Origin of the sequence: Burkholderia sp. AU27893, from assembly GCF_002223205.1 — a bacterium.
In the GTDB taxonomy this organism is placed as follows: Bacteria; Pseudomonadota; Gammaproteobacteria; order Burkholderiales; family Burkholderiaceae; genus Burkholderia.
The window spans coordinates 1,293,106-1,316,807 of sequence record NZ_NKFD01000001.1 but is presented as its reverse complement, the minus strand read 5'-3'; the positions used below and the strand labels follow the sequence as shown (position 1 = coordinate 1,316,807).

20 protein-coding genes and 1 tRNA gene are annotated in these 23,702 nt (G+C 66.9%); 4 read left to right on the top strand and 17 right to left on the bottom strand.

All coding sequences use genetic code 11. The features are described 5' to 3' along the window. Nucleotide 1: 1 nt before the first annotated feature. The 15 genes from astD to CFB47_RS41095 form a co-directional block, all read right to left on the bottom strand. Entirely contained in the window at nt 2-1,465 is a 1,464-nt protein-coding gene (gene astD / locus CFB47_RS06190) for a succinylglutamate-semialdehyde dehydrogenase (protein WP_089460651.1), read from the bottom strand. A gap of 7 nt (nt 1,466-1,472) precedes the next feature. Next, nucleotides 1,473-2,519 carry an arginine N-succinyltransferase gene (gene astA / locus CFB47_RS06185; RefSeq protein ID WP_089455868.1) on the bottom strand — a complete coding sequence of 349 codons (1,047 nt, stop codon included), beginning with the start codon at nt 2,517-2,519 and terminating at the stop codon, nt 1,473-1,475. Then, on the bottom strand, nt 2,516-3,568 hold the full coding sequence (gene aruF / locus CFB47_RS06180) for an arginine/ornithine succinyltransferase subunit alpha (RefSeq protein WP_089460650.1): 1,053 nt from the start codon (nt 3,566-3,568) through the stop codon (nt 2,516-2,518). Before aruF ends, astA begins: the two co-directional genes overlap by 4 nt. A 30-nt stretch (nt 3,569-3,598) precedes the next feature. Continuing rightward, nucleotides 3,599-4,831: an aspartate aminotransferase family protein gene (locus CFB47_RS06175; protein WP_089460649.1), complete on the bottom strand. Its 1,233-nt coding sequence runs from the start codon at nt 4,829-4,831 to the stop codon at nt 3,599-3,601. Between the two features lie 1,036 nt (nt 4,832-5,867). Continuing rightward, nucleotides 5,868-6,911: a GlxA family transcriptional regulator gene (locus tag CFB47_RS06160; RefSeq protein WP_089455867.1), complete on the bottom strand. Its 1,044-nt coding sequence runs from the start codon at nt 6,909-6,911 to the stop codon at nt 5,868-5,870. Nucleotides 6,912-6,933: 22 nt separating this feature from the next. After that, nucleotides 6,934-7,734 carry an ABC transporter ATP-binding protein gene (locus CFB47_RS06155; protein WP_039348269.1) on the bottom strand — a complete coding sequence of 267 codons (801 nt, stop codon included), beginning with the start codon at nt 7,732-7,734 and terminating at the stop codon, nt 6,934-6,936. A gap of 20 nt (nt 7,735-7,754) precedes the next feature. After that, on the bottom strand, nt 7,755-8,468 hold the full coding sequence (locus CFB47_RS06150; RefSeq protein WP_011351456.1) for an ABC transporter permease: 714 nt from the start codon (nt 8,466-8,468) through the stop codon (nt 7,755-7,757). Next, nucleotides 8,465-9,154: an ABC transporter permease gene (locus CFB47_RS06145; RefSeq protein WP_089439580.1), complete on the bottom strand. Its 690-nt coding sequence runs from the start codon at nt 9,152-9,154 to the stop codon at nt 8,465-8,467. The genes CFB47_RS06150 and CFB47_RS06145 overlap by 4 nt, the downstream gene beginning before the upstream one ends. 276 nt (nt 9,155-9,430) lie before the next feature. Continuing rightward, nucleotides 9,431-9,988: a hypothetical protein gene (locus CFB47_RS06140; RefSeq protein WP_011351454.1), complete on the bottom strand. Its 558-nt coding sequence runs from the start codon at nt 9,986-9,988 to the stop codon at nt 9,431-9,433. 87 nt (nt 9,989-10,075) lie between these two features. Beyond that, a complete protein-coding gene (locus CFB47_RS06135) occupies nt 10,076-11,125 on the bottom strand; it encodes a lysylphosphatidylglycerol synthase domain-containing protein (protein WP_089460648.1) in 1,050 nt (349 codons plus the stop codon). Beyond that, nucleotides 11,122-12,006: a hopanoid biosynthesis-associated protein HpnK gene (hpnK, locus tag CFB47_RS06130; RefSeq protein WP_089455865.1), complete on the bottom strand. Its 885-nt coding sequence runs from the start codon at nt 12,004-12,006 to the stop codon at nt 11,122-11,124. Before hpnK ends, CFB47_RS06135 begins: the two co-directional genes overlap by 4 nt. 3 nt (nt 12,007-12,009) lie before the next feature. After that, nucleotides 12,010-13,452: a hopanoid biosynthesis associated radical SAM protein HpnJ gene (gene hpnJ / locus CFB47_RS06125; RefSeq protein ID WP_306426902.1), complete on the bottom strand. Its 1,443-nt coding sequence runs from the start codon at nt 13,450-13,452 to the stop codon at nt 12,010-12,012. Between the two features lie 136 nt (nt 13,453-13,588). Next, nucleotides 13,589-14,764 (bottom strand): bacteriohopanetetrol glucosamine biosynthesis glycosyltransferase HpnI, encoded by a 1,176-nt coding sequence (gene hpnI, locus CFB47_RS06120; protein WP_089460647.1) that lies wholly within the window; start codon nt 14,762-14,764, stop codon nt 13,589-13,591. A 470-nt stretch (nt 14,765-15,234) separates the two neighbouring features. Next, nucleotides 15,235-16,221 carry a hypothetical protein gene (locus CFB47_RS41100; protein ID WP_179258921.1) on the bottom strand — a complete coding sequence of 329 codons (987 nt, stop codon included), beginning with the start codon at nt 16,219-16,221 and terminating at the stop codon, nt 15,235-15,237. Continuing rightward, nucleotides 16,185-16,284: transfer RNA gene (locus CFB47_RS41095), tRNA-OTHER, on the bottom strand. Before CFB47_RS41095 ends, CFB47_RS41100 begins: the two co-directional genes overlap by 37 nt. Here CFB47_RS41095 and CFB47_RS41090 point away from each other — a divergent pair. Beyond that, the gene (locus tag CFB47_RS41090) at nt 16,258-16,404 is read left to right on the top strand and encodes a hypothetical protein (RefSeq protein ID WP_179258920.1); all 147 of its coding nucleotides are present in this window, start codon (nt 16,258-16,260) and stop codon (nt 16,402-16,404) included. The two genes, CFB47_RS41095 and CFB47_RS41090, sit on opposite strands and share 27 nt — an antisense overlap. Before the next feature lie 36 nt (nt 16,405-16,440). Here the strand turns inward: CFB47_RS41090 and CFB47_RS06110 are convergent, their stop codons facing one another. After that, nucleotides 16,441-17,502 carry an alpha/beta fold hydrolase gene (locus CFB47_RS06110; protein ID WP_089460646.1) on the bottom strand — a complete coding sequence of 354 codons (1,062 nt, stop codon included), beginning with the start codon at nt 17,500-17,502 and terminating at the stop codon, nt 16,441-16,443. A 173-nt stretch (nt 17,503-17,675) separates the two neighbouring features. Between CFB47_RS06110 and pdxY the strand changes: the two genes are divergently transcribed. The 3 genes from pdxY to CFB47_RS06090 all read left to right on the top strand — a co-directional run bounded on the left by pdxY (nt 17,676) and on the right by CFB47_RS06090 (nt 22,480). Further along, the gene (gene pdxY / locus CFB47_RS06105) at nt 17,676-18,536 is read left to right on the top strand and encodes a pyridoxal kinase PdxY (RefSeq protein WP_089461362.1); all 861 of its coding nucleotides are present in this window, start codon (nt 17,676-17,678) and stop codon (nt 18,534-18,536) included. A gap of 280 nt (nt 18,537-18,816) precedes the next feature. Then, nucleotides 18,817-20,967 carry a phosphocholine-specific phospholipase C gene (locus CFB47_RS06100; RefSeq protein ID WP_089460645.1) on the top strand — a complete coding sequence of 717 codons (2,151 nt, stop codon included), beginning with the start codon at nt 18,817-18,819 and terminating at the stop codon, nt 20,965-20,967. Nucleotides 20,968-21,331: 364 nt separating this feature from the next. Then, a complete protein-coding gene (locus tag CFB47_RS06090) occupies nt 21,332-22,480 on the top strand; it encodes a branched-chain amino acid ABC transporter substrate-binding protein (RefSeq protein WP_089439573.1) in 1,149 nt (382 codons plus the stop codon). Between the two features lie 144 nt (nt 22,481-22,624). Here CFB47_RS06090 and CFB47_RS06085 read toward each other — a convergent pair whose 3' ends face one another. Then, nucleotides 22,625-23,374: a FadR/GntR family transcriptional regulator gene (locus CFB47_RS06085; RefSeq protein WP_069247513.1), complete on the bottom strand. Its 750-nt coding sequence runs from the start codon at nt 23,372-23,374 to the stop codon at nt 22,625-22,627. Between the last annotated feature and the right edge of the window lie 328 nt (nt 23,375-23,702).

The window sequence follows — 23,702 nt, the reverse complement described above, 5'->3', positions numbered from 1 at the left end:
ATCAGAAATGCAGGCCCGGCGACAGGCTCGCGGGCAAGGTCAGTTGCGTGCTTTCCACCGACGCCATCGGATACGCGCAATAGTCGGCCGCGTAGTACGCGCTCGGGCGATGGTTGCCCGAGCGGCCGGTGCCGCCGAACGGCGCGGCGGACGACGCGCCGTTGGTCGGCCGGTTCCAGTTGACGATCCCGGCGCGAATCGTGCGGCGGAAGTGTTCCCATGCATTCGCGTCGTCGGCCAGCAGGCCGGCGGACAGGCCGAACGCCGTGTCGTTCGCGCGCTCGATCGCTTCGTCGAACGTCGCATAGCGGACGATCTGCGCGAGCGGGCCGAAGTGCTCTTCGTCCGGCAGGTTCGCGACGCCCGTCACGTCGACGATCGCAGCGTTCACGAAGCCGAGGCGCGGATCGCGCTGCGTCATCGCGATGATCGCCTTCGCGCCCTGCTCGATCAGGCGCGACTGTGCGTCGACGAGTTTCGCCGCGGCGCGCGCCGAGATCACCGCGCCCATGAACGGCTGCGGATCGGCGTCGAACACGTCGGCCGTGATCTTCGACGTGACGTCGGCGAAGCGCGCGAGGAAGCGGTCGCCGAACGCGCCCTGCGGCACGAAGATGCGGCGCGCGCACGTGCAGCGCTGGCCGGCCGACAGGAACGCCGACTGAATGGTGTGATGGACGGCCGCGTCGATATCCTCGACTTCGCCGATCACGAGCGGGTTGTTGCCGCCCATCTCGAGCGCGAGCACGATTTCAGGACGGCCGCCGAACTGCTTGTGCAGCAGCGTGCCGGTATCCGAGCTGCCGGTGAAGAACAGCCCGTCGATCTGCCGATGGTTCGCGAGCGCGATGCCCGTGTCCTTCTCGCCCTGCACGAGGTTCAGCACGCCGTCCGGCAGCCCCGCTTCCTTCCACACTTCGACCGTCGCACGCGCGACGCCCGGTGCGAGCTCCGACGGCTTGAACACGACCGCATTGCCGGCGATCAGCGCGGGCACGATATGGCCGTTCGGCAAGTGGCCGGGGAAGTTGTACGGGCCGAACACCGCGACCACGCCATGCGGGCGATGACGCAGCACCGCGACGCCGTCGGCCATGTCCTGGCGTTTCTCGCCGGTGCGTTCCTGGTAAGCCTGGATCGAGATGCCGACCTTCGCGGCCATCGACGCGACTTCCGTGCGCGCTTCCCACAGCGGCTTGCCCGTCTCGCGGCCGATCGCGGTCGCGATCGCTTCCTTGCGTTCGGTGAGCAACGCGGCGAAACGCTTGACGATCGCGCAGCGCGATTCGAAGTCGAGCGCCGACCAGCCGGCGAATGCGCGGCGCGCGCTGGCGACCGCACGATCGACGTCGGCCGCCGACGCGCTTTCACCCTGCCATGCGATCTCGTCGGTGCCGGGGTTGCGCGAAGCGAACACGGGGCCCGAGCCTGCGACCCAGGCGCCGTCGATGAAGAGTTCCGTCATGATTCGTTTATCCCTGTTTGACTTTGAGCGGCAGCACGCGCACCGGATCGCCGGCCTTCACGTCGAGCGCGACGGCGTCGTCGGCCGACAGCACGAACGCGCCGTTCGCGACCACGCCCGGCGCGACACCGACGCGGAAATCGGTGAGCGACGTGTTCGACACGAGCGACTTCGGCGGATGGCCGCCCCGCGCATCATCCCGCGCATCCGGCACACCGATCGCGACCGGCACGACGACGCTCTCGCGCACCGTGCGCAGGTCGTTGACGTGGCATTCGAGCACGGGGCCCGCGTCGAAGATGTCGACGTGATTCTGGTAACGCAACCCTTCCGCCTCGAGCATCTTGCGGGCCGGCAGCGTGTCGCGGTGCGTGAGGCCGACCGCGTCCTGCGCGTCCTGCGGCAGCAGGTCGACGTACACCGGATAGCGCGGCATCAGCTCCGCGAGGAACGACTTGCGGCCGTGCGAGCTCAGATAGTCGGCCGCGTTGAAATCGATCTGGTAGAAGTGCGAACCGACTGCGCGCCAGAACGGCGACGTGCCGTCCTCGTCGAAGTGGCCGCGCAGTTCCGCGCAGATGCGTTCCGGGAAGCGCTCGCGGAACTGCGCGATGAACATGAAGCGCGAGCGCGACAGCAGGCCGCCCACGCCGCCCGTGCGATAGCGCGGGCTCAGGAACAGCGAGCACACTTCCGCGTAACCGGTCAGGTCGTGCGAGATGTTCAGCGCGGACATCCGCGTCCACACGCCGAGCTCCTGGCTCGCGTGCACGACCGTGCTCACGCGATAGTTGTAGAACGGCTGTTCGAGGCCGACCTGCGTCTCGATCCCGCACACGCCCGCGATGTCGCCCGTCTTCGATTCTTCCATCACGAAGAAGTAGCCGGCCTCGCCGGCCGCCGCCTCGCCCGCGAGCGTGCGGCGCGTGCGCTCGATGCGCGCGGCGAGCGCGTCGCGGTCGGGCTTGAACGTGGTCAGGCCCGGCCCGGTTTCCTTCGCGAGCGACACGAGCGCGTCGACGTCGCCCGTTTGTACGACCCGAACGACGATCATGCTGCGTCTCCCTTCAAATCTTCATCGTCGCGGCGATGCAGCGGCACGCAGCGCACGACATCGCCATCCTTCACATCGAGCGCCACGCGCACGTCGCCGGCCAGCGGCGCGTCACCCGCCTCGCCCGGCAGGTCGGCCAGCACGCAGCGGAACGATTCGCCGCTGCCCGTCGACACCATGTAGGCGACATCGCCCTGCTGGTGCGCGGCCTCGCGCACGGTGCGCTCGGCGCCGTGCTTCACGCACGCGGTGCGGTCGACCTGCGCGGTCAGCACCGGGCCCGCGTCGAAGATGTCGACGAAGCGGTCGGGCTCGAAGCCTTCCTCGAGATGGATGTCGTACGCGAGCAGCGCCGATTCGTTCGGCTCGCCGAGCACGCGCTGCGCGGCTTCCGGCAGCAGCGGCACGTAGAGCGGATACGCCGGCATCACTTCCGCGATGAAGGTCCGGCTGCGGCCGCCCGACGCGATGTCGACGTCGGTGAAGTCGCGGCCGAAGAACTTGCGGCCCACCGCTTCCCAGAACGGCGATGCGCCATTGCCGTCGCTCACGCCGAGCAGCAGCGTGAACACTTCCGGCGTGAAGCGGCGGCGGTTCGCGGCGATGTACATCATCCGCGCACGCGAGATCAGGTGCGCGGCCGCGTCGCCGCGCAGCGACGGATCGACGTAGAAGCCCGCCAGCCGGCTCTTGCCGGTCAGCTCGTGCGACATCGTGAGCGCGTGGATCTTGCGGTTCACGTGCAGCTCGCGCGACGCGTGGATCAATGCGTCGTTGCGGAACGCATAGAACGGCTCCGAGTAACCGGCTGCGGCCACGATGCTCGCCGTGCCGAGCAACTTGCCGGTCGACGAATCCTCGAGCACGAAGAGGTAGAACTCCTCGCCGGCGAAGTCGACGTCCGCGCGAAACGAATCCTCGGAGAGCGCCACACGCGCTTCGAGCGCCGCGCGGTCGTGCGGCAGCGAGTGCAGGACCGGCTGCGCGGTGCGCGCCATGTGCGCGAGCGCATCGAGATCCGTGAGTTTGCCGGGGCGAACAAATAGCATCGTCGTTCCTGTCTGCGATGGGTGCGCCGATCAGCGCGCGGTGGCTTCCTGGGCGGCGAGCACCTGCTCGACTGCCTTCTCGAAGCGCTTCATGCCTTCGTCGAGCAGGTCGAACGGGATCACCAGCGACGGCACGAAACGCAGCACGTTCGGGCCGGCGATCAGCATGATCAGGCCGTTTTCCGCGGCGGCGGTGACGAAGTCCTTCGCACGGCCGTCGAATGCGGCGGTCAGTTCCGCGCCGACGAGCAGGCCCTTGCCGCGCACGTCCTTGAAGATGCCGAAGCGTGCGTTGATGCGCTCGAGCGCGCCTTTCAGGCGCACGCTGCGTTCACGCACGCCTTCGAGCAGTGCCGGATCGCTGATCAGTTCGACGACCTTGTCGCCGATCGCCGATGCGAGCGGGTTGCCGCCGTACGTCGTGCCGTGCACGCCGACCTTGAAGTGCGCGGCGAGTTCGTTCGTCGTCAGCATCGCGCCGATCGGGAAGCCGTTGCCGAGCGCCTTGGCGGTCGTCAGGATGTCCGGCGTGACGCCGGTATCCATGTATGCGTAGAACTGGCCCGTGCGGCCGACGCCCGTTTGCACTTCGTCGAAAATCAGCAGCGCGCCGTGCGCATCGCACGCTTCGCGCAGTGCCTTCAGGAAGGCAGGATCGGCCGGGATCACGCCGCCTTCGCCTTGCACCGGCTCGACGATCACCGCGCAGGTTTGCGGGCCGATCGCGGCCTTCGCGGCTTCGATGTCGTTGAACGGCAGGTGCTTGATGCCTTCCGGCACGGGGCCGAAGCCTTCCGAGTATTTCGGCTGGCCGCCGACGCTGACCGTGAAGAACGTGCGGCCGTGGAACGACTGGACGAACGACACGATTTCATATTTGTCGGCGCCGTGGCGGTCGAATGCGACGCGGCGTGCGAGTTTCAGGGCGGCTTCGTTCGCTTCCGCGCCGGAGTTCGCGAAGAACGCGCGGTCGGCGAAGGTCAGCGATTCGAGGCGCTTCGCGAGGCGCAGCACCGGCTCGTTCGTGTAGCCGTTGCCGATGTGCCAGAGCTTGCGGCCTTGTTCGTCCAGGACTTTCAGCAGTTCCGGGTGGCCGTGGCCCAGCGACGTGACCGCGATGCCGCACGCGAAGTCGATGTACTCGCGGCCGGCCGTGTCCCACACGCGGGAGCCCTCTGCGCGATCCGGCACGAACGGCGCGGGGGAAAATACCGGCACCATCACTTCGTCGAATGTCTGGCGGGTCACGGTCGAGGTCGTCATGGTCGTTCCTTTCGGTTTCGTAAGAGGGTTCAACAGGATCAAGTTTAGGTAAGGGTGACGCAAGCGTCTTGCGGAATTGCGACGGGTTCTATCGGAAGCGGATAGTGCGGTTTGGTTTTGCCCTTCCGGGCGGGCGGGGGTTCGGTTTCGGTGGGCGTATTTTGAGGCTTTTTTGGCGGTTCGCTTGCGCTGGGCGTGAAGCACCTGTTGTCTTAGCGGTCTATTTGCGTCGCCCCTGCGCGGGGCGGCGGTTACTTTTCTTTGTCTTGCCAAAGAAAAGTAACCAAAAGAAAGGCGCTGTGAAAACGCAAGACCTCCCGGTGCCATGGCACTCGGAGTGGACCGCGCCTAAGTGTCCGCGCCAGTCCAGAACACGGAGTGGTTCGAGCAATGGTTCTGACACCTCCCACTACCCAACAGAGCGGTATACCGCCCGCTAGCTCCGCCCTCGCTACGCTCGGCCGACAGGGACACCCCCGCCAGTAACGCTCCAGGTCAATCAGTTCCAGCAATCGCTGCGAGCACCCCGAATTCAGCGAATCAAGGCATGCCCTCATTCACCACGAAAAAGGGACGCAGCACGCACTTACGTGCTCACGCCGTTATCCAACATTCACCGATGGCAAGCAGTCCGATCGGGTCCGAATGGTGTGAGAAAAGAGGGTTGCGTGCTTTGCTGATGCAGCGCTGGCAGAAGCAAGTGAGCGCATGCAACGCGACGTGAAGTACCTTGCAGCCGAGCGTAGCGAGGATGGAGCTGGCGGGCGGTATACCGCTCTGTTGGGCAGTGGAGGATGTCAGAACCATTGCTCGCACCACTCCGTGTTCTGGACTGGCGCGGACACTTAGGCGCGGTCCACTCCGAGTGCCATGGCACCGGGAGGTCTTGCGTTTTCACAGCGCCTTTCTTTTGGTTACTTTTCTTTGGCAAGACAAAGAAAAGTAACCGCCGCCCCGCGCAGGGGCGACGCAAATAGACCGCTAAGACAACAGGTGCTTCACGCCCAACGCAAGCGAACCGCCAAAAAAAACAAAATCAATCCTTCCCCGCGCGCTCGACAAGCGCGCCCCCGCGAGGCTCTCCGCCGCCGCCGGTCTGCTTCTCGAGCCAGGCTCGCCGATCTTCCCGAGGCGTGACCCCAAACCTTTCGCGGTAAGCATTAGAAAAGTGCGCAGCAGAAGAAAACCCACAGGCGAGACTGACTTGAACAACCGACTTGCTGGTCCGCTGCAACTGGGTCCGAGCCTTGAGCAACCGAAGATTGAGGTAATACTTGGAGGGCATCGCCCCGAGATACTGCCGAAAGAGCCGTTCCAGTTGCCGGCGTGAAACGCCCACGAGCTCGGCGATTTCATCGGTGGTCAACGGATCCTCGACATTGGCTTCCATGAGCAGCAAAGCATCATTCAACCGAGGATGCCGCTCGCCCGGCGCCGTCACGAAAGGAATCCGCTGCCGTTCCTCGCCGCTGCGCAAAGTCCCGGCGCCGAGCGCATCGGCGATCCTCTCAGCGAGATCCGGCCCATGTTCCCGGCCAATCATGGCCAGCATGAAATCAACGGTAGCCTGCCCTCCGGCACAGGTCGCCCGATCGCGATCGATCTCGAAGATCTGCTGCGTGACGATCGACCGCTCGAACTGTTCGGCGAACTGCTGATACGTCTCCCAGTTCACGCTCACGCGATACCCGGAAAGCTGCCCGGCCATCGCAAGCCACCACACGCCATGATGAATCCCGGTGACGACAGGCGTGCGCTGCCCCACCCTCGCGAGGCTCGCGAGAAACAACCGATAGTCGGCAAACTGCTGAAACCGCTCCGACACGACGATGACCCAGTCACACGCGATCGCATCGTTGAACGCCGCATCGGCATGCCACTGCGCGCCGCCGGCGAGCGGCACCGGCCGCCCGTCCCACGAACACACCTGCCAGCGATACAGCAGCCGCCCGTCGATCTCGTTCGCGAGGTTCAGCGCATCGACGATCGGACCCACGCCCGACATCGACACGGGCGGCAATGCAACGATCGCCACCTGCGTCGTGCGGGTGGCGCCTGCGGGACGAGACACCGGTACCACGGTTGAAACCTGCCCTGTCGCGTTACTTGAGACTGCCCGACAGGAACTGCTTCAGCCGCTCGCTCTGCGGGCGGACCAGCACTTCCTTCGGATCGCCCTCTTCCTCGGTCCGCCCCTGATGCAGGAACATCACGTGGTTCGACACGTTGCGCGCGAACCCCATCTCGTGCGTGACGACGATCATCGTGCGGCCTTCCTCGGCCAGCTTCTGCATCACCTTCAGCACTTCGCCCACCAGCTCCGGGTCGAGCGCCGACGTCGGCTCGTCGAACAGCATCACGTCCGGATGCATCGCGAGCGCCCGCGCAATCGCCACGCGCTGCTGCTGGCCACCCGACAGATGCGACGGATACTGCTTCTCGACGCGCGGCGGCAAGCCGACCTTCTCCAGGTACTCGCGGGCCCGCTCCTCGGCTTCCTTCTTCGAAATGCCGAGCACGTGCACCGGCGCTTCCATCACGTTCTCGAGCACGTTCATGTGCGCCCAGAGGTTGAAGTGCTGGAACACCATCGCGAGCTTGGTGCGGATGCGCTGCAGCTGCTTGTGATCGGCGACTTCGAGCGCGCCGGCGCGGTCGGTCTTCGTGCGCACGGCCTCGCCGTCGACGACGATCTGCCCCGCATTCGGCCGCTCGAGAAAATTGATGCAGCGCAGGAACGTGCTCTTGCCCGAGCCGCTCGCGCCGATGATGCTGATGACGTCGCCGGCCTTCGCGTTCAGCGACACGCCCTTGAGCACTTCGTTGTCACCGTAGCGCTTGTGAATGTCGACCGCGGCAAGCTTGGTGGAAGCGGCAGCGCTCGTTTGAGTGATCTCGGCCAACTGGCTCTCCTCGAAGTAATTCAATGACGGGCGGCCGCGAGATACGCAAGCCAGTGGCGCTCCGCGCGGCGAAACGCCGCGACGAGTGCGAACGATACCGCAAGATAGATCAGCGCGGCGATCCCGAACGACTGGAACGCCATGTAGGTCGCCGAATTCGCATCGCGCGCGACCTTGAGGATGTCCGGCACGGTCGCGGTGAACGCGACGGTCGTCGCGTGCAGCATCAGGATCACCTCGTTGCTGTACAGCGGCAGCGCGCGGCGCAGCGCCGACGGCAGGATCACGCGGCGGTACATCGTGAACGGCGACATCCCGTACGCCCGCGCCGCCTCCACTTCACCGTGCGGAATCGCACGGATCGCACCCGCGAAGATCTCCGTGGTGTACGCGCAGGTGTTCAGCGCGAACGCGAGAATCGCACAGTTGAAGCCGCTGCGGAAGAACGCGTCGAGCAGCGAGTGCGAACGCACGAACTCGAGGCTGTACATGCCCGTGTACAGCAGCAGCAACTGCACGTAGAGCGGCGTGCCGCGGAACACGTACGTGTAGAACCGCACCGGCGTCGACACCCACTTGTTCTTCGACACGCGTGCGACCGCGAGCGGCACCGCGCACACGAAGCCGAGCGAAATCGACGCAACGAGCAGCCACAGCGTCACCGCGAGGCCGGAGAGTCGCTGGCCGTCCCAGTAAAGGAACGCCTGGCCGAATTCCTGGAGAATTTCGATCATAGATCTGCGTGCCGCACGCCCATGGAATAACGCTTCTCGAGCTGGATCAGCACGAGGTTGGAAACGGTCGTGATCGCGAGATAGATCAGCGCCGCGACGAGGATGAAGAAGAACATGTTGAACGTGCTCTTGCCGGCGTCCTGCGCGGCCTTCACGACGTCCGCGAGGCCGATGATCGACACCAGCGCGGTGGCCTTCACGAGCACCTGCCAGTTGTTGCCGATGCCCGGCAGCGCAAAGCGCATCATCTGCGGAAACATGATCCGCGCGAACACGCGCGCGCCGCTCATCCCGTACGCCGCGCCGGCTTCGAGCTGGCCGCGCGGCACCGACAGGAACGCGCCGCGGAACGTCTCGGTGAAGTACGCGCCGTAGATGAAACCGAGCGTCAGCACGCCGGCCACGAACGGGTCGATGTCGATCTGGTTCCAGCCGACGAAGTCGGTGAACTGGTTCAGCCAGATCTGGATGCTGTAGAACAACAGCAGCATCAGGACGAGATCGGGCACCGAGCGGATCAGCGTCGTATAGCCGGTCGCGATCGCTCGCAGCACCCGGTTGTGCGACAGCTTCGCCACCGCGCCGATCAGCCCCAGCGCCACCGCAGTGGCGAGCGACAGCACCGACAGCTCGATGGTCTGCACGGTGCCGGCCCAGAGGACGGGACCAAAGCCGTAAAGGAACACGCGCGTCTCCAGAGTTGGAATGGATGCCGACGCGTCTGCCTGTCCCGCGCCGGGCTGACGCGGATAGTCGCAAGCGAAATTGATTGCCTCAAACCACCTTGCACGCGATTGCTGCGTCGCAACAATCCGTCCCGTCATTTGCAACTGCGGCCTACACCGCTGTTTCAAAAGGAAAAAAGCCGCTCCCTGACAACCGGATAACCGGCAGGGAAGCGGACTTTTTGCAATTTTCCGGTCGCTTTTTCGATATAGCGCCGAAGGGGGCTGCGGCTGCGCCTACCGTCCCTTCAGGATGTCGGAGCGCGAAGTCGTATAGACAAGCCCGTCCGGGCCGAAATGGACGTTGAAGAATGCGTCGGTGTTGACGCCGTCCTCGAGCCAGCGCCAGCTCCAGACGATCTCGGGCTTGAGCGGATATTGCGCGATGTCGCCGGGCTTGCCGAGCAGGCGCCGCACTTCGTCCTCGTTCATCCCGGGGCGCACCTTCGCGAAATTCTCGGCGGTCAGCACCTGCGTCGCGCCCGTGTAGCGGCCGTTCGCATCGAGATCGACGAACCACGTCTGGTTGCCCATCGGGCCGCGCGGGTATTCGAGCCGCTTCGAGCCGTCGGTGAAGTCGCGCTCGGTCTCGGGCTTGCCCATCGTGCCGCGCACGTCGGCCTCGGTCGATTCGCCGACCTTCAGCCCCTTCAGCAGCAGCGGCGCGGGCTTGATCGCGTTGAAGAAATCCCTGATACGTTGCACGTCGAGATTGCCTTGCTTGTCGTCGCAGCCGGTCAGCGCCAGCGCGGCGGCCAGCATCGTCACGGGAAGCAGCCGGAAACGGAAATTCATCGGAAGAAATGCGCGTCGAGAAAACACGCGGCAAGGATACCCGCGCAACGCCAAAAGCGCGAGACGGGCGCGCGGCCCGTCTCGTATTCAGTGCATCGTTTCGGTTTCAGTCTCGGCCCGGGTCGTGCGGCTCGTCGCTTGCGGCGCGCGCGGCACGGCCGGCGGCACGCCGATACGGCGCCGCGTGCGCACGAGTTCGGCCAGTTGCCACGAACCGAGCGCCAGGCAGCCGAACAGCACCTCGCGGCCGCGCTTGACCAGCGCGAGCGACAGCGCCGTCTCGCGATCGACGCCGAACATCTGGGCGAGCAGCACGACGGTCGCCTCCTGTACGCCAAGGCCGCCCGGCACCATGAACGCCGCATGGCGCACGGCCTGCGCCATCGCCTCGATTGCGATTGCGCCGCCGATCGACACCGGATGGCCGAGCAGCGCGAGCGCCCAGTAAATCTCGAGCGCGCCGAGCACGTAGCCGGCCAGCTGCCAGAAGAATGCGCTGAACAGCAGCCCCGTGCGCGACATCAGCCCGTCGATATCGGCGTCGAGCCGCTTGCCGTCGACGCCCTGCAGCAACCGGTGCGAATCGCCGAGCAGGCGGCCCGCGAAACGCTCGATCGCATGGAAGACGCCGCCACGGCGCATCAGCACGACGCCGAGCACCGGCAGCGGCAGCGTGAGCAGCAACGCGAGACCGATCGTGCCGCCGCCCATGCTGTTCGTCGTCGCGAGCAGCAGCACGAGGCCGAGCGCGGCGAACGCATACTGGACGACGATCGTCACGAGCAACTCGACGATCACCGATGCCGTCACGCGGCTCGCATCGGGCACCTGCCAGCGCGCGAGGCGGATGCCGACGATCTCGCCGCCGATCCCGACCACCGGCAGCAGCCGGTTCACGGCCTCGCGCACGGTCGCGATCCACCAGAGGAAGGGCAGCGACGAGCGCTTGTCGAGCAGCAGGTGCCACGCGTAGGCGTCGAGCAGCAGCGGCAGCGCATGGAACGGCACGAGCCACAGCAACGCATAACCGGCGCGCGCGAGCATCTGCGATACGTCGCCGATGCCTTCGTGCAGCCCCAGCGCGAGCAGGATGCCGATGCCGAGCGGCCAGCCGAGCCATTTGATCCACTTGGTCATGACGGCTGCGCTCCCGGTGCGCGCGACGCCGGCGCGGCGCGCCGTGCGGCGGGCTGGCCGAACACGTCGGCAAAGCCGCCGGTCGCGACACCCGCCGCCTTCAGCGCGGCCGCGACGCGCGGCGACAGCAGCGCATCGAGTTCGTCCACCGGGCGGTAGCCGGCCATCGTCGGCGTGATCGGGCCGTCGCCGGCCTCGGCCGGATGGCAGTAGATCTCGCCGACGCCCGGCGGCAGCGTGGCGAGCGCATCGAGCAACACGGCCTCGTCCATCGCGCCCGTATGCTCGATGCCGACCACGTAGTCGTTGTGCGCAAGCCCCGCGCGGTCGAGCCGCGCGCGCACGAGCGCGATCCACGGCTTGAGCAGCGCGGGCGCGCTCGTCTCGTAGGGCAGCCGCACCGCGCGCAACCCGTAGTCGCGGCCGATCTCGATGATCAGCGACAGGACGGTCGGATGCAGGTGGAAATGCTTGTGCGCGTTCACGTGGTCGAGCGGCAGGCCGCTCGCCGCGAACGCATCGAACTGCGCGCGAATCTCGCGGCGCAGCTGCGCTCGCACATGCGGGAGGAAGAAGAAGCGGCAGCCGTCCTTCGCCATCGCATCGCCGAACCGCCCGTCGGGGCCGACGAGCGCGGGAATCTCATGCGCGGGCAGCGTGGCCGGCCCATCCGCGAGCACCAGATGCAGGCCGACCGCGAGCGACGGCAGCCGCCGCGCGCGCTCGATCGCATCTTGCGCGGCGGGCGCGCCGACCATCAGGCTGGCGGCATTCAGCACGCCGTCGCGGTGCGCGCGCTCGACCGCCGCGTTGACACGCGGGTGCAGCCCGAAGTCGTCCGCGGTGAAGATCAGCGCCCGCGCCGCCGGCTGCGTCCCCATGCATCAGGCCTCGTGTGCGCGCAGGAAGCGGAAGAACTCGACACCTTCGCGCAGGCGGCGCTTCATCATGTCCCAGCTCGTCAGCATCTCGCGGACGATCTCCCAGATCTTCGACGGACGGAAGTAGAACTGGCGATAGAACTGCTCGAGGTGGTGATAGATCTCGTCGCGCGACAGGTGCGCATAGCCGATCGCCGCGAGCTGCACGCCTTCCTTGCTCACCAGGTTGATGGTCTTGTTCTCTTCCATCCAGCCGTTTTCCACGGCCTGCTTGTAGAGCGTCGTGCCCGGATACGGTGCGGCGAGCGAGACCTGGATCGTGTGCGGATTGATTTCCTTCGCGTACTCGATCGTCTTCTTGATGGTCTCCTGCGTCTCGCCCGGCAGGCCGAGGATGAAGGTGCCGTGGATCTTGATGCCGAGCTTCTTGCAGTCCGCGCTGAAGCGGCGCGCGAAATCGGTGCGCACGCCCTTCTTGATGTTCACGAGGATCTGGTCGTCGCCGGATTCGAAACCGACCAAAAGCAGGCGCAGGCCGTTTTCCTTCATGACCTTCAGCGTCTTGTACGGCACGTTCGCCTTCGCGTTGCACGACCACGTGATGCCGAGCTTGCCCAGGCCGATGGCGATGGCTTCCGCGCGCGGCAGGTCGTCGGTGAAGGTGTCGTCGTCGAACATCAGTTCCTTCACTTCCGGCATGTTGTCGCGGATCCACTTCGCTTCCGCGAGCACGTTCTCGACCGAACGCGTGCGGTAGCGATGGCCGCTGACCGTCTGCGGCCACAGGCAGAAGGTGCAGCGCGACTTGCAGCCGCGGCCCGTGTAGATCGACACGTACGGATAGTTGAGGTAGCCGATGAAGTAGTTGTCGATCTTCAGGTCGCGCTTGTAGACGGGCGCGACGAACGGCAGTTCGTCCATGTTCTCGAGGATCGGACGCGCTTCGTTGTGCTCGATCGAGCCGTCCTTCGCGCGCCAGCTCAAGCCCTTGATCTCCGGGAACGGCTTGCCTTCGGCGATTTCCTTGCAGGTGTAGTCGAATTCCTCGCGGCACACGAAGTCGATGGCCTCGCTCGCGGTGAGCGAGTTGTGCGGATCGACCATCACCTTCGCGCCGACCATGCCGACCAGCATCGACGGCTTCATCTTCTTCAGGTCCTGCGCGAACATCGCGTCGGTCGGGAACGACGGCGTGCTCGTGTGGATGATCACCAGGTCGTAGTCGTTGGCGATCTTCAGCGTTTCCTCGACCGACAGGCCGTCGGCCGGTGCGTCGACGACGCGGCTGCCCGGCACGAGCGCGGCCGGCTGCGCGAGCCACGTCGGATACCAGAAGGAACGGATTTCGCGCTTCGCCTGGTAGCGCGAACCGGCTCCGCCGTCGAAGCCGTCATACGAAGGGGCCTGCAAGAACAGCGTTTTCATGAATGCTCCGGTAGCCTGCATAGTTCGATTCGTCACAACGATTCAGTCAAAAAACCGCGGGCCGCCCTGCCGGCGCCCGCCTCTCTGTCATGTCGCGCCGCGCGGCCTCGCCGCGCAGCGCGTCTCGGCCCTCGGGCCGGGTTCGGTCGGAACGGCCCTAGCGGCCGTCCACTGCTTCCACTGCCGCCGTCGCGCGTTCGCCACCGACGACCGTCATCCTCGCGCCGCGCCACACCACGTGCGTGCCGAACGCGGCCGCGAGCCATTCGAGCGCGAGCAGCGTGTCGCGCACCGCGACGAGCGGCAGGTCGCGCCAGAACGCGCGCCAGCCGTCCTCGCCGCGCGCGTGCAGCACCAGCCGCCCGAACGCGCCCACCACGGCCGCCCAGCCCGCCAGCGCGCCGGCGAAGGTGCCGTCGAGGCGCAGCGCGAGCGCCGCGCCGATCGCGAGCCACGGCACGGTAAACGTAATGAACAGGAACGCGAAGCCGGCCGGGTTCAGCGAACGGATCGTGCGCAGCCAGCGCGTCTCGCGGTGCCACAGCGGCCCGAACGACGGCTCGATCACGTCGGTCGCGACCTCGACCTCCGACAGCACGGTGCGTCGCCCGAGGCGGCGCGGCAACTCGGCCAGCCAGAAATCGTCGGCCAGTTCGTCCTTTAGCGCGGGAAAGCCGCCGATCCGGTCGAGCGTGTCGCGCGTCAGCGCGAGCGTCGCGCCGAAGCCGAAGCGGCTCGAGCGGCCGAGGTGCGTGATCCGCACCGACGGGGCGAACCATGCGTCGACGAATTGCGCGCCGATCCGCGTCCAGAACCCGCCGACGCTGCGCGCATGATACAGGCACGTGACGACACCGACCGACACGTCGGCGAGCGGCGCCGTCACGCGCTCCAGGTAGTCGGGCTTCACCGCGATGTCGCTGTCCGCGATCACGATGCGGCCGTACTTCGCGCGCTCGGCGAGGTTGATCAGGTTGCTGACCTTCAGGTTCTTGCCATGCACGCGCGCGTCGATCACGAGCGTGATGTCGCACTCGGGATAATCGGCGCGCAGCCGTTCGACCACGGCAATCGCCGGATCGACCGCCGACGCGACGCCGAACAGCACTTCATACCGCGGATGGCGCTGCTCGCAGAACGTCGCGAGGTTTTCGTACAGATGCGGCTCCGCGCCGCACAGCGGCTTGAGCACGCTGACCGGCTCGAAGCCGTCGCGCACGGCCGTGCGCGGCGTGCGCGGCCGCGGCGCGAACGCGGCGACGAGCGCATAGCCGGCGGCGGCCAGCGTGAAGACGATCAGGAGCCAGTCGAGCATCGTTGCGGTGGCCGTCATGCGCGACGCCTCCCGGCGAACTGAACGCCATGGAGAACGCTTGCGCATGATTGAGCGTGATTCGGTATTCCGACAACGACGAACGCGGGCACGACCCGACTCCTTGTTCCAGCAGCGCCTGTATATAGGGGGAGGCTCGACCCATCCTTCGGATACGGCCATGCCCGGCTTCGCGTGGTGCATCTCCGCGCGACGCCCGGACGGGATGCGGGAAGATTCGTATGGCTACCTTCGGCACAACATGGGTAGGCGCCGGATTTTAGCAGCCTGCGGCACCCCGCGCTTGGCACTACGAGAAACGGACTGGTGCAATTCCGGCAAAGCTGTGCAGTCGGCGAACCATTTGGGCGCACCCGCGTTCACGTTAGCGTAAGCGGTTTGCAGGCGTATTGCAGTCTTGAAAATCGTACGTTTCGTGCAAATTTGTACGTCGATGCGGATTCACGTCCAATCGACGTAAAGATCGGTAATTAATCGGCGATTAGACTGATTTTTGCAACGACCACCGAATTCGACCCTGCACCCCTGAGCCGCGCATGGGTATCGGGCCGCCTCCAGCACGTTCCGGAACCCTTTGGCAAAATCGTTGGCATTTGTTGCGTCAGCGCATCACCGCGCGCGCCCCTTTCGAAGGCCATCCGATGACTCCGTTTTCCGTACTCGATCTCGCCCCCATTCCGGCCGGCGCCGACGCCTCCCAGGCATTCCGCAACACCGTCGATCTCGCGCAGCACGCGGAACGCTGGGGTTACCAGCGCTACTGGCTCGCCGAGCATCACAACATGCCCGGCATCGCGAGCGCGGCAACGGCCGTCGTGATCGGCCATGTCGCGGGCGCCACGCGGACGATCCGGGTCGGGTCGGGCGGCATCATGCTGCCGAACCACGCGCCGCTGGTGATCGCCGAGCAGTTCGGCACGCTCGCGTCGCTGTATCCGGGGCGCATCGACCTCGGCCTCGGCCGCGCGCCCGGCACCGACCAGACCACGTCGCGCGCGCTGCGCCGTGACCTGATCGGCAGCGCCGACTCGTTTCCGGATGATGTCGCCGAGCTGCAGCGCTACTTCGCGGAGCCGGTGCCCGGCCAGCGCGTGCGCGCGGTGCCCGGCGCAGGGCTCGACGTGCCCGTGTGGCTGCTCGGCTCGAGCCTGTTCAGCGCCCAGCTCGCCGCGATGCTCGGGCTGCCGTTCGCGTTCGCGTCGCACTTCGCGCCGGATTACCTGATGCGCGCGCTCGAGATCTATCGTGCGCAGTACCGGCCGTCGGCCGCATGGCCGAAGCCGCATGCGATGGTCGGCGTCAACGTGTTCGTCGCCGATACCGACGACGAGGCGCGGCGCCTGTTCACGTCGCTGCAGCAGCAGTTCATCAATCTGCGGCGCGGCACGCCGGGCAAGCTGCCGCCGCCGGTCGACGTGCTCGAGGCGAACGAGCTCGAACTCGCGACCGTTGCGCATTCGCTGTCGTTCGCGGCCGTCGGCTCGCGAGACACGGTGCGCGACAAGCTGCGCGACCGCATCGCGCAGACGGGAGCCGACGAGCTGATCGTCACCGCGCAGATCTACGATCACGCGGCACGGCTGCGCTCGTTCGAATTGACCGCGCAGATCCGCGACGAGCTCGCGGGCGAAGCGCACTGACGGCGCACGCCCGGGCCGCCCGCGGCCGGCCCCGCATCACTGCGGGTGCACGGCCTCCAGCCCGTCGAGCAGCGCCTTGTGGAACGCGTCCGGATCCTGGATCTGCGGCGCATGGCCGAGCGCCGGGAACTCGACGAGCTGCGCGCCGGGGATCGCCGCCTGCGTGCGCTTCGCGAGTTCCGGGTAGCGGCCGAGCTTCGCATGCACGTCGGGCGGCGAGACGTCCTTGCCGATCGCGGTCGTATCCTTGTCGCCGATCATCAGCAGCGTCGGCACGCGGATCGCGCCGAGTTCATAGACCACCGGTTGCGTGAGGATCATGTCGTAGATCAGCGCGGAGTTCCACGCGACCGCGTCGCGACCGGCGCCCCGGTACATCCCGGCCAGCATCTGCACCCAGCGCTCGTACGACGGCGACCACTTGCCCGCGTAGTACGTGCCCTGCTCGTAGCGGCGAATGCCGTCGGCCGTGGTCTTCAGCTCGCGCGCATACCAGTAGTCGACCGGCAGCGGCGGCACGCCGAGCGCCTTCCAGTCCTCGAGGCCGATCGGGTTCACGAGCACGAGCTGGTCGGTCGCCTTCGGATACATCAGCGCGTAGCGCATCGCGAGCATCCCGCCCGTCGAGTGGCCGACGACCGTCGCCGACCTCACCCCCATCGATTCGAGCAGCGCATGCGTATTGCGTGCGAGCTGCTGGAAGCTGTACTGGTAGCGATCGGGCTTCGACGACTTGCAGAAGCCGATCTGGTCCGGCGCGATCACGCGATAGCCGGCGCGGCTCAGCACGCCGATCGTGTCCTCCCAGGTCGCCGCGCAGAAGTTCTTCCCGTGCAGCAGCACGACGGTGCGGCCGTTCGGGTGGGCCGGCTGCACGTCGAGGTAGGCCATCTCGAGGGTTTCGCGCTGCGACACGAACGTGTAGAGATGCACGGGCGCCGGATAGGTGAACCCTTCCAGGCGCGGGCCATACACGGGCCCGTCGTTGCCGGCGGGCGATGCGGCGGCCGCGACGGCAGGCGCGGCGCACGCGACGGCGACACCCGCGCCGAGCACGGCGGCGCGCACGGCAAACAACATCTTGCGAATCGAAAGCATGGCGATCACGGTGATTGGAGACGCACGCGGGCGGCCGGGCCGTCTCGCGCCCCGCGATTCTACGCGGTCGCGCTGACGACGGCGCGCAACACTCCGGGGCCGCGCGACTTCCGCGCGCGCGACGAACTCGGGTATCGTGTGACGTGACCCTGAAACGCGTGCAGGCGCTTCCCATGAAAAACGTCCTCAGCATTCAGTCGCACGTCATCTACGGCCATGCCGGCAACAGTGCGGCCGTGTTCCCGATGCAGCGCCTCGGCGTCAACGTCTGGCCGCTCAATACCGTCCAGTTGTCGAATCACATGCAGTACGGTCACTGGGCCGGCAGCGCGATCGATGCCGCGAAGATGGAGCAGCTCGTCGACGGCATCGCCGCGATCGGCGCACTCAAGCGCTGCGACGCCGTGCTGTCCGGCTTCCTCGGTTCACCGCCGCAGGCACGTGCGGCCGTCGAGATCGTCCGCTCGGTGAAGGCGATGAATCCGAACGCGTGGTACTTCTGCGATCCGGCGATGGGCCAGACGGGCGGCATCCGGCCCGAGCCCGGCGTCGAGGAATTCATCGTCCAGGAGATGCCGGCGCTCGCGGACGGCATGTCGCCGAACCACACCGAACTGCAGAAGCTCGCGGGGCGGCGCATCGAAACCGTCGCCGAAGCCGTCGAAGCCTGCCGCTGGCTGATCCGTCGCGGCCCGCAGATCATCCTCGTCAAGCACCTGCACGACCGCAACAGCCCCGCCGATCGTTTCAACATGCTCGCGGTCACCGAAACCGAAGCGTGGATCGGCCAGCGCCCGCTGTACGCGTTTCCGCGCCATCCAGTCGGCGTCGGCGACCTGACCAGCGCGATCTTCGTCGCCTGCCGGCTGCGCGGCGACTCCGTGCGCGCGGCGTTCGAGCACACGCTCGCGGCCGTGCATGCGGTCGTGAAGGCGACCTACGATGCGCGCCGCTACGAGCTCGAACTCGTCGCCGCGCAGGACGAAATCGCGCGCCCGAGCGAATGGTTCGGCGCGTGGGTCACGGACGCCTGACACGCCCGCATCGCCCTCCGCTTCACCGGCGCGCATCCCGCGCCGCATCGCTTTCCCGCGTCATCCCTGCCGCACCGCGACCGCCCGCGACCTGCACCCCGACGCCGCTTCGATATCGCTTTGATGCGGATGCAAACGTTTCCGGACTTCACATGAATGACACCGATTCCCCGCTATGCTCGCGGCGGCACCACCCGGCGCAGCCGCATCCTGCGACCCGGGCGCGCCCTTCCAGCAGGTCCTGCCAATCGGCTCCCCCCTTTACCGCACGATAACGACCATGACCCGATCGAACCGTCGTGACTTCCTGCGCGTCGCTGCCGGCACTGCCGGTGCCGCCGCGCTGAACCTGTTCCCCCCCGTGATTCGCGATGCGCTTGCGATTCCCGCGAACCGCCGCACCGGCACCATCCGCGATATCGAACACATCGTGATCCTGATGCAGGAGAACCGCTCGTTCGACCACTACTTCGGCACGATGCGCGGTGTCCGCGGCTTCGGTGACCCGCGTCCGCTGCGCCTCGCGAACGGCAAGTCGGTGTTCCACCAGCCGGTCGGCCCGGCCGAGTTGCTGCCGTTCCACCCGGGCGCGGACAAGCTCGGCCTGCAGTTCCTGCAGGACCTGCCGCACGGCTGGCAGGACATGCACGCCGCGTGGAACAAGGGCCGCTACGACCAGTGGGTGCCGAACAAGGGCACCACGACGATGGCGTACCTGAAGCGCGACGACATCCCGTTCCACTACCAGCTCGCCGACGCGTTCACGATCTGCGACGCGTACCACTGCGCGATCCCGAGCTCGACCGACCCGAACCGCTACTACATGTGGACGGGTTACGTCGGCAACGACGGCACGGGCGGCGGCCCGGTGCTCGGCAACGAGGAAGCGGGCTACGGCTGGACGACCTATCCGGAAGTGCTGGAAAACGCCGGCGTGTCGTGGAAGATCTACCAGGACGTCGGCACCGGACTGAACGCCGCCGGGTCGTGGGGCTGGACGCAGAACCCGTACATCGGCAACTACGGCGACAACTCGCTGCTCTACTTCAACCAGTACCGCAACGCGCTGCCCGGCACGCCGCTGTACGACAAGGCACGCACCGGCACCAACATCAGCGCGGGCGGCACGCTGTTCGACATCCTGCAGCAGGACGTGAAGAACGGCACGCTGCCGCAGGTGTCGTGGATCTGCGCGCCGGAAGCGTATTCCGAGCATCCGAACTGGCCGGCGAACTACGGCGCGTGGTACATCGAGCAGGTGCTGCAGGCACTCGTGTCGAATCCGGAGGTATGGAGCAAGACCGCGCTCTTCATCACGTACGACGAAAACGACGGCTTCTTCGACCACGTGCCGCCGCCGTTCGCGCCGCAGTCGCGCGACAACGGGCTGTCGACGGTCGCGACCACCAACGAGGTGTTCCCCGGCAACGCATCGCACATGGCCGGCCCGTACGGGCTCGGGCCGCGCGTGCCGATGCTCGTCGTGTCGCCGTGGACGAAGGGCGGCTGGGTCTGCTCGCAGACGTACGATCACACGTCGCTGCTGCAATTCATCGAGGCACGTTTCGGCGCGCAATACCCGGTCAAGGCCGGCAACATCTCGCCGTGGCGCCGCGCGGTGTGCGGCGACCTGACCGCCGCGTTCGATTTCGCGACGGCCGACGCCGGCTGGCCGACGCTGCCGGACACGAGCGGCTATGCGCCGCCCGACCGCCTGCGCCATCCCGACTACATCCCCGTGCCGCCGGTGCTGCAGAAGCTGCCGAAGCAGGAGGCCGGGCTGCGTCCGGCACGCGCGCTGCCGTACGAGCTGTTCGTGCACGGCCGCGTCGAATCGGTGAACGGCCTGTTCCGGCTGACCTTCGCGAACACGGGTCGGGCAGGCGCCGCGTTCCAGGTGCAGTCGCGCAATCGCCTCGACGGCCCGTGGGCGTACACCGTCGAAGCCGGCAAGCGGATCGCCGACACGTGGAGCGCCGCGGCGTCGCTCGGCCTGTACGACCTCGACGTGTACGGCCCGAACGGCTTCTACTGCCATTTCCGCGGCCCGTTCGCGACCGGCGTCGGCAGCGCGAACGTGAACCCCGAGGTGATCTACGGCTACGACGTCGCGAACGGCAACATCACGCTGCGCCTGATGAACCGCGGCCACAAGGCCGTGCGGCTCAAGGTCACGAACGCGTACGGCCACGGCCGCGCGCGCACGTTCGACCTCGCGCCGGGCCAGCAGGTCGACGACTACTGGGATCTGCGCGGCAGCCACGGCTGGTACGACCTGACCGTCAGCGACGGCCGCCTGCTCGGCTTCCTGCGTCGCTTCGCGGGTCACGTCGAAACCGGCCGCCCGAGCACCAGCGATCCGCTGATCCGCACGCACGCATCGCACGACGATGCCGAAGCCGAAGCCGCATCGGACGCCCTGTCCGACTGACGGCGTCGCGTGCGCGGCGCGGCCCCGGCGGGCCGCGCCGCCTCCCTGTTTCCCCCTCCTCTCCGCCCGCTCCGTTCGCGACGGGAAACTCCCGATACCGGCTGCCGCCGCACGCGCGGAAGCTATGCGCAAATCCGCACCGAATGCGCGGCGAATTGCCAAGACCCGGGCATATCGGCGACCTATAAATCGAGGCGATCGGGGCGCTTCTTCGCGGCGCCTGACGGGAGATTCTTCCGAGGATAACGATGCCGACCTCCCCGCCCGATTCCGAGAAGCGGTCGAACCGCCCGCCCGTCGCACGCACCCGGCCCGCCCGGGCGCATGCGGTACTTACTCGCAGGTGTCGAACAAGAGGAACAACATGAAATTCCGTCATTCCCTGCTGTCGGTGTCGATTGCATCCGCGCTTGCCCTCCTCTCGCAACAGGCCGCCCAGGCCGCCGATACGACCGACGTGAAGGTCGGCTTCGCCGCGCCGCTCACCGGCGTGAACGCCGGTTACGGCAAGGACCTGCAGAACGGCGTGCAGCTCGCGCTCGATGACGCCGCCGCGCAGAAGGTGCAGATCGCCGGCAAGCCTGCCCACTTCAACCTCGTCGTGCAGGACGACCAGGCCGACCCGCGCATCGGCGTGCAGGCCGCGCAGGCGCTCGTCGACCAGAATGTGTCGGTCGTGGTCGGCCACTTCAACTCGGGGACGACGATTCCGGCGTCGGTCGTCTACGACAAGGCCGGCATCCCGGTGATCGACCCGGCCGCGACCAACCCGACGCTCACCGCGCGCGGGCTCGCGAACATGTTCATGGTGATCGCGACCGACGGCCAGAACGCCGGCAACGCGGGCAAGTATGCGGTCGACGTGACGAAGGCGAAGCGCATCGCGATCATCGACGACCGCACCGCGTTCGGCCAGGGCGAAGCCGACGAGTTCGAGAAGGCCGTGAAGGCCGCGGGCGGCAACCTCATCGGCCGCGAATTCACCAGCAACCAGGCGGTCGACTTCCGCGCGCAGATCACGAGCCTGAAGGCGAAGAACCCCGACCTGATCTTCTTCGGCGGCCTCGATTCGCTCGCCGCGAACTTCATCAAGCAGATGCGCCAGCTTGGGCTGAACGCGCAGTTCGTCGGCGGCGGCGGCGTGAAGGACAACGAGTTCATCAAGATCGCGGGCCCGGCCGCCGAAGGCGCGATGGCGTGGGAATACGGCCGGCCGCTCGACGAGCTGCCGCAAGGGAAGGATTTCGAGGCGCGCTTCAAGAAGCGCTTCGGCGTCGACGTGCTGTCGTACGCGCAGTTCGGCTACGACGCGGCGTGGGCGGCGATCAAGGCGATGCAGGCGGCCGGCTCGACCGACCCGAAGGTCTATCGCCCGGCGCTGAAGAAGATCGACTTCGAAGGTGTCACCGGCCGCATCTCGTTCGCGAGCGACGGCTCGCTGAAGAGCGGGATGTCGACGCTGTACCAGGTGAAGAGCGGCGCGTGGAAGACGATCACGACGAAGGGAGGCTGATCGGCGGTGCCGGCGGCCGGCGGCCGGCGGCGGCCACGCCGCCCGGCCCCGGCGATCGACGAATGGAGATCGATCTTGTATGACGACTGATGTTGAGGAGATTCGACCGGGCCGGCGGCACCGTGGACCGCGCCGCCCGGTGCGTCAGCCGGCCTCGGCCTCGGCCGCCTCGTGCGCGCGGCGCAGCCGCTCGCGGCTGTTGGTGAGGTGCGTGCGCATCGCGGCACGTGCCGCTTCCGGGTCGTGGCGTGCGATCGCCTCGTAGATATCCTCGTGCTCGTGGTTCAGCCGGCCGACGTAGCGCTCCAGATCGTCGCCGGCAAAGCGGGCCGAATTCACGCGCGTGCGCGGAATGATCGACGTGCCGAGCTGCGTCATGATGTCGACGAAATAGCGGTTGCCGGTGGACTGCGCGATCTGCAGGTGGAACTGGAAGTCGAGCTGCGCCGTGTCGCGGCCGCCGCCCGCCCCCGATGCGATCGCGTCGAGCGCGCGCCGCAGCGCGGCCAGGTCGGTATCGTTCGCGCGCTGCGCGGCCAGGCTCGCGCATTCGCTCTCGAGGCTGATGCGCAGTTCCAGCACCGCGAGCACGTCGCGCAGCGTCGTGATCGTCGCCGGGTCGATGCCGAGCGTCTGGCGGCGCGAGGGCTCCAGCACGAAGCTGCCGATGCCGTGGCGCGTCTCGATGAGGCCGCTCGCCTGCATCCGCGAGATCGCCTCGCGCACGACCGTCCGGCTCACCCCCTGCGCCGCCATGACTTCGGTTTCGGTCGGCAGCTTGTCGCCGGGACGCAGCGTGCCGTTTTCGATCTGCGCGGTCAGCGCGTCGACGACATCTTGTGCGAGGCTGCGTGCGCGACGGCGCGGCGCTGCGGGAAGCGTAGGCACGGACATGAGGCCGGTTCCTTTTTGAATGATCGTAATGTGAGCCGAGGGTTTACGCGGGGTTTGAGCGAAAGCCGATGATTCATTATACTGCGTCACAAGTCATCCGACGACTGATGATCGAAACACGGATCTCCTGTCGACTCAAGCGAGCACGCCTGCAACGCCTGGTCCCATGCTTGACGATCAGCCAGCGTTCGCGTTCCGCGCTGCACTGGTCAGGTTGTCGCTCCCACCCCGTTTCGGGTTGCGTCGACCTGCGGGGCTTGCGCGCCGCGCATGTCGGTTGTCGAATGATCGCACCTCCCGTCGCGCGCGGCAAAGCTTTTGCCGCACG

Excerpts from the sequence above, each read along its gene's own strand:
- astD (WP_089460651.1), bottom strand. The coding sequence starts at position 1,465 with ATGACGGAACTCTTCATCGACGGCGCCTGGGTCGCAGGCTCGGGCCCC.
- astA (WP_089455868.1), bottom strand. The coding sequence starts at position 2,519 with ATGATCGTCGTTCGGGTCGTACAAACGGGCGACGTCGACGCGCTCGTG.
- aruF (WP_089460650.1), bottom strand. The coding sequence starts at position 3,568 with ATGCTATTTGTTCGCCCCGGCAAACTCACGGATCTCGATGCGCTCGCG.
- CFB47_RS06175 (WP_089460649.1), bottom strand. The coding sequence starts at position 4,831 with ATGACGACCTCGACCGTGACCCGCCAGACATTCGACGAAGTGATGGTG.
- CFB47_RS06150 (WP_011351456.1), bottom strand. The coding sequence starts at position 8,468 with ATGATCGAAATTCTCCAGGAATTCGGCCAGGCGTTCCTTTACTGGGAC.
- CFB47_RS06140 (WP_011351454.1), bottom strand. The coding sequence starts at position 9,988 with ATGAATTTCCGTTTCCGGCTGCTTCCCGTGACGATGCTGGCCGCCGCG.
- CFB47_RS06135 (WP_089460648.1), bottom strand. The coding sequence starts at position 11,125 with ATGACCAAGTGGATCAAATGGCTCGGCTGGCCGCTCGGCATCGGCATC.
- hpnK (WP_089455865.1), bottom strand. The coding sequence starts at position 12,006 with ATGGGGACGCAGCCGGCGGCGCGGGCGCTGATCTTCACCGCGGACGAC.
- hpnJ (WP_306426902.1), bottom strand. The coding sequence starts at position 13,452 with ATGCAGGCTACCGGAGCATTCATGAAAACGCTGTTCTTGCAGGCCCCT.
- hpnI (WP_089460647.1), bottom strand. The coding sequence starts at position 14,764 with ATGACGGCCACCGCAACGATGCTCGACTGGCTCCTGATCGTCTTCACG.
- CFB47_RS41100 (WP_179258921.1), bottom strand. The coding sequence starts at position 16,221 with ATGCGCAACGGTCGCGAGTTCGAGCTCGTTCGCCTCGAGCACGTCGAC.
- CFB47_RS06110 (WP_089460646.1), bottom strand. The coding sequence starts at position 17,502 with ATGCTTTCGATTCGCAAGATGTTGTTTGCCGTGCGCGCCGCCGTGCTC.
- pdxY (WP_089461362.1), top strand. The coding sequence starts at position 17,676 with ATGAAAAACGTCCTCAGCATTCAGTCGCACGTCATCTACGGCCATGCC.
- CFB47_RS06100 (WP_089460645.1), top strand. The coding sequence starts at position 18,817 with ATGACCCGATCGAACCGTCGTGACTTCCTGCGCGTCGCTGCCGGCACT.
- CFB47_RS06090 (WP_089439573.1), top strand. The coding sequence starts at position 21,332 with ATGAAATTCCGTCATTCCCTGCTGTCGGTGTCGATTGCATCCGCGCTT.
- CFB47_RS06085 (WP_069247513.1), bottom strand. The coding sequence starts at position 23,374 with ATGTCCGTGCCTACGCTTCCCGCAGCGCCGCGCCGTCGCGCACGCAGC.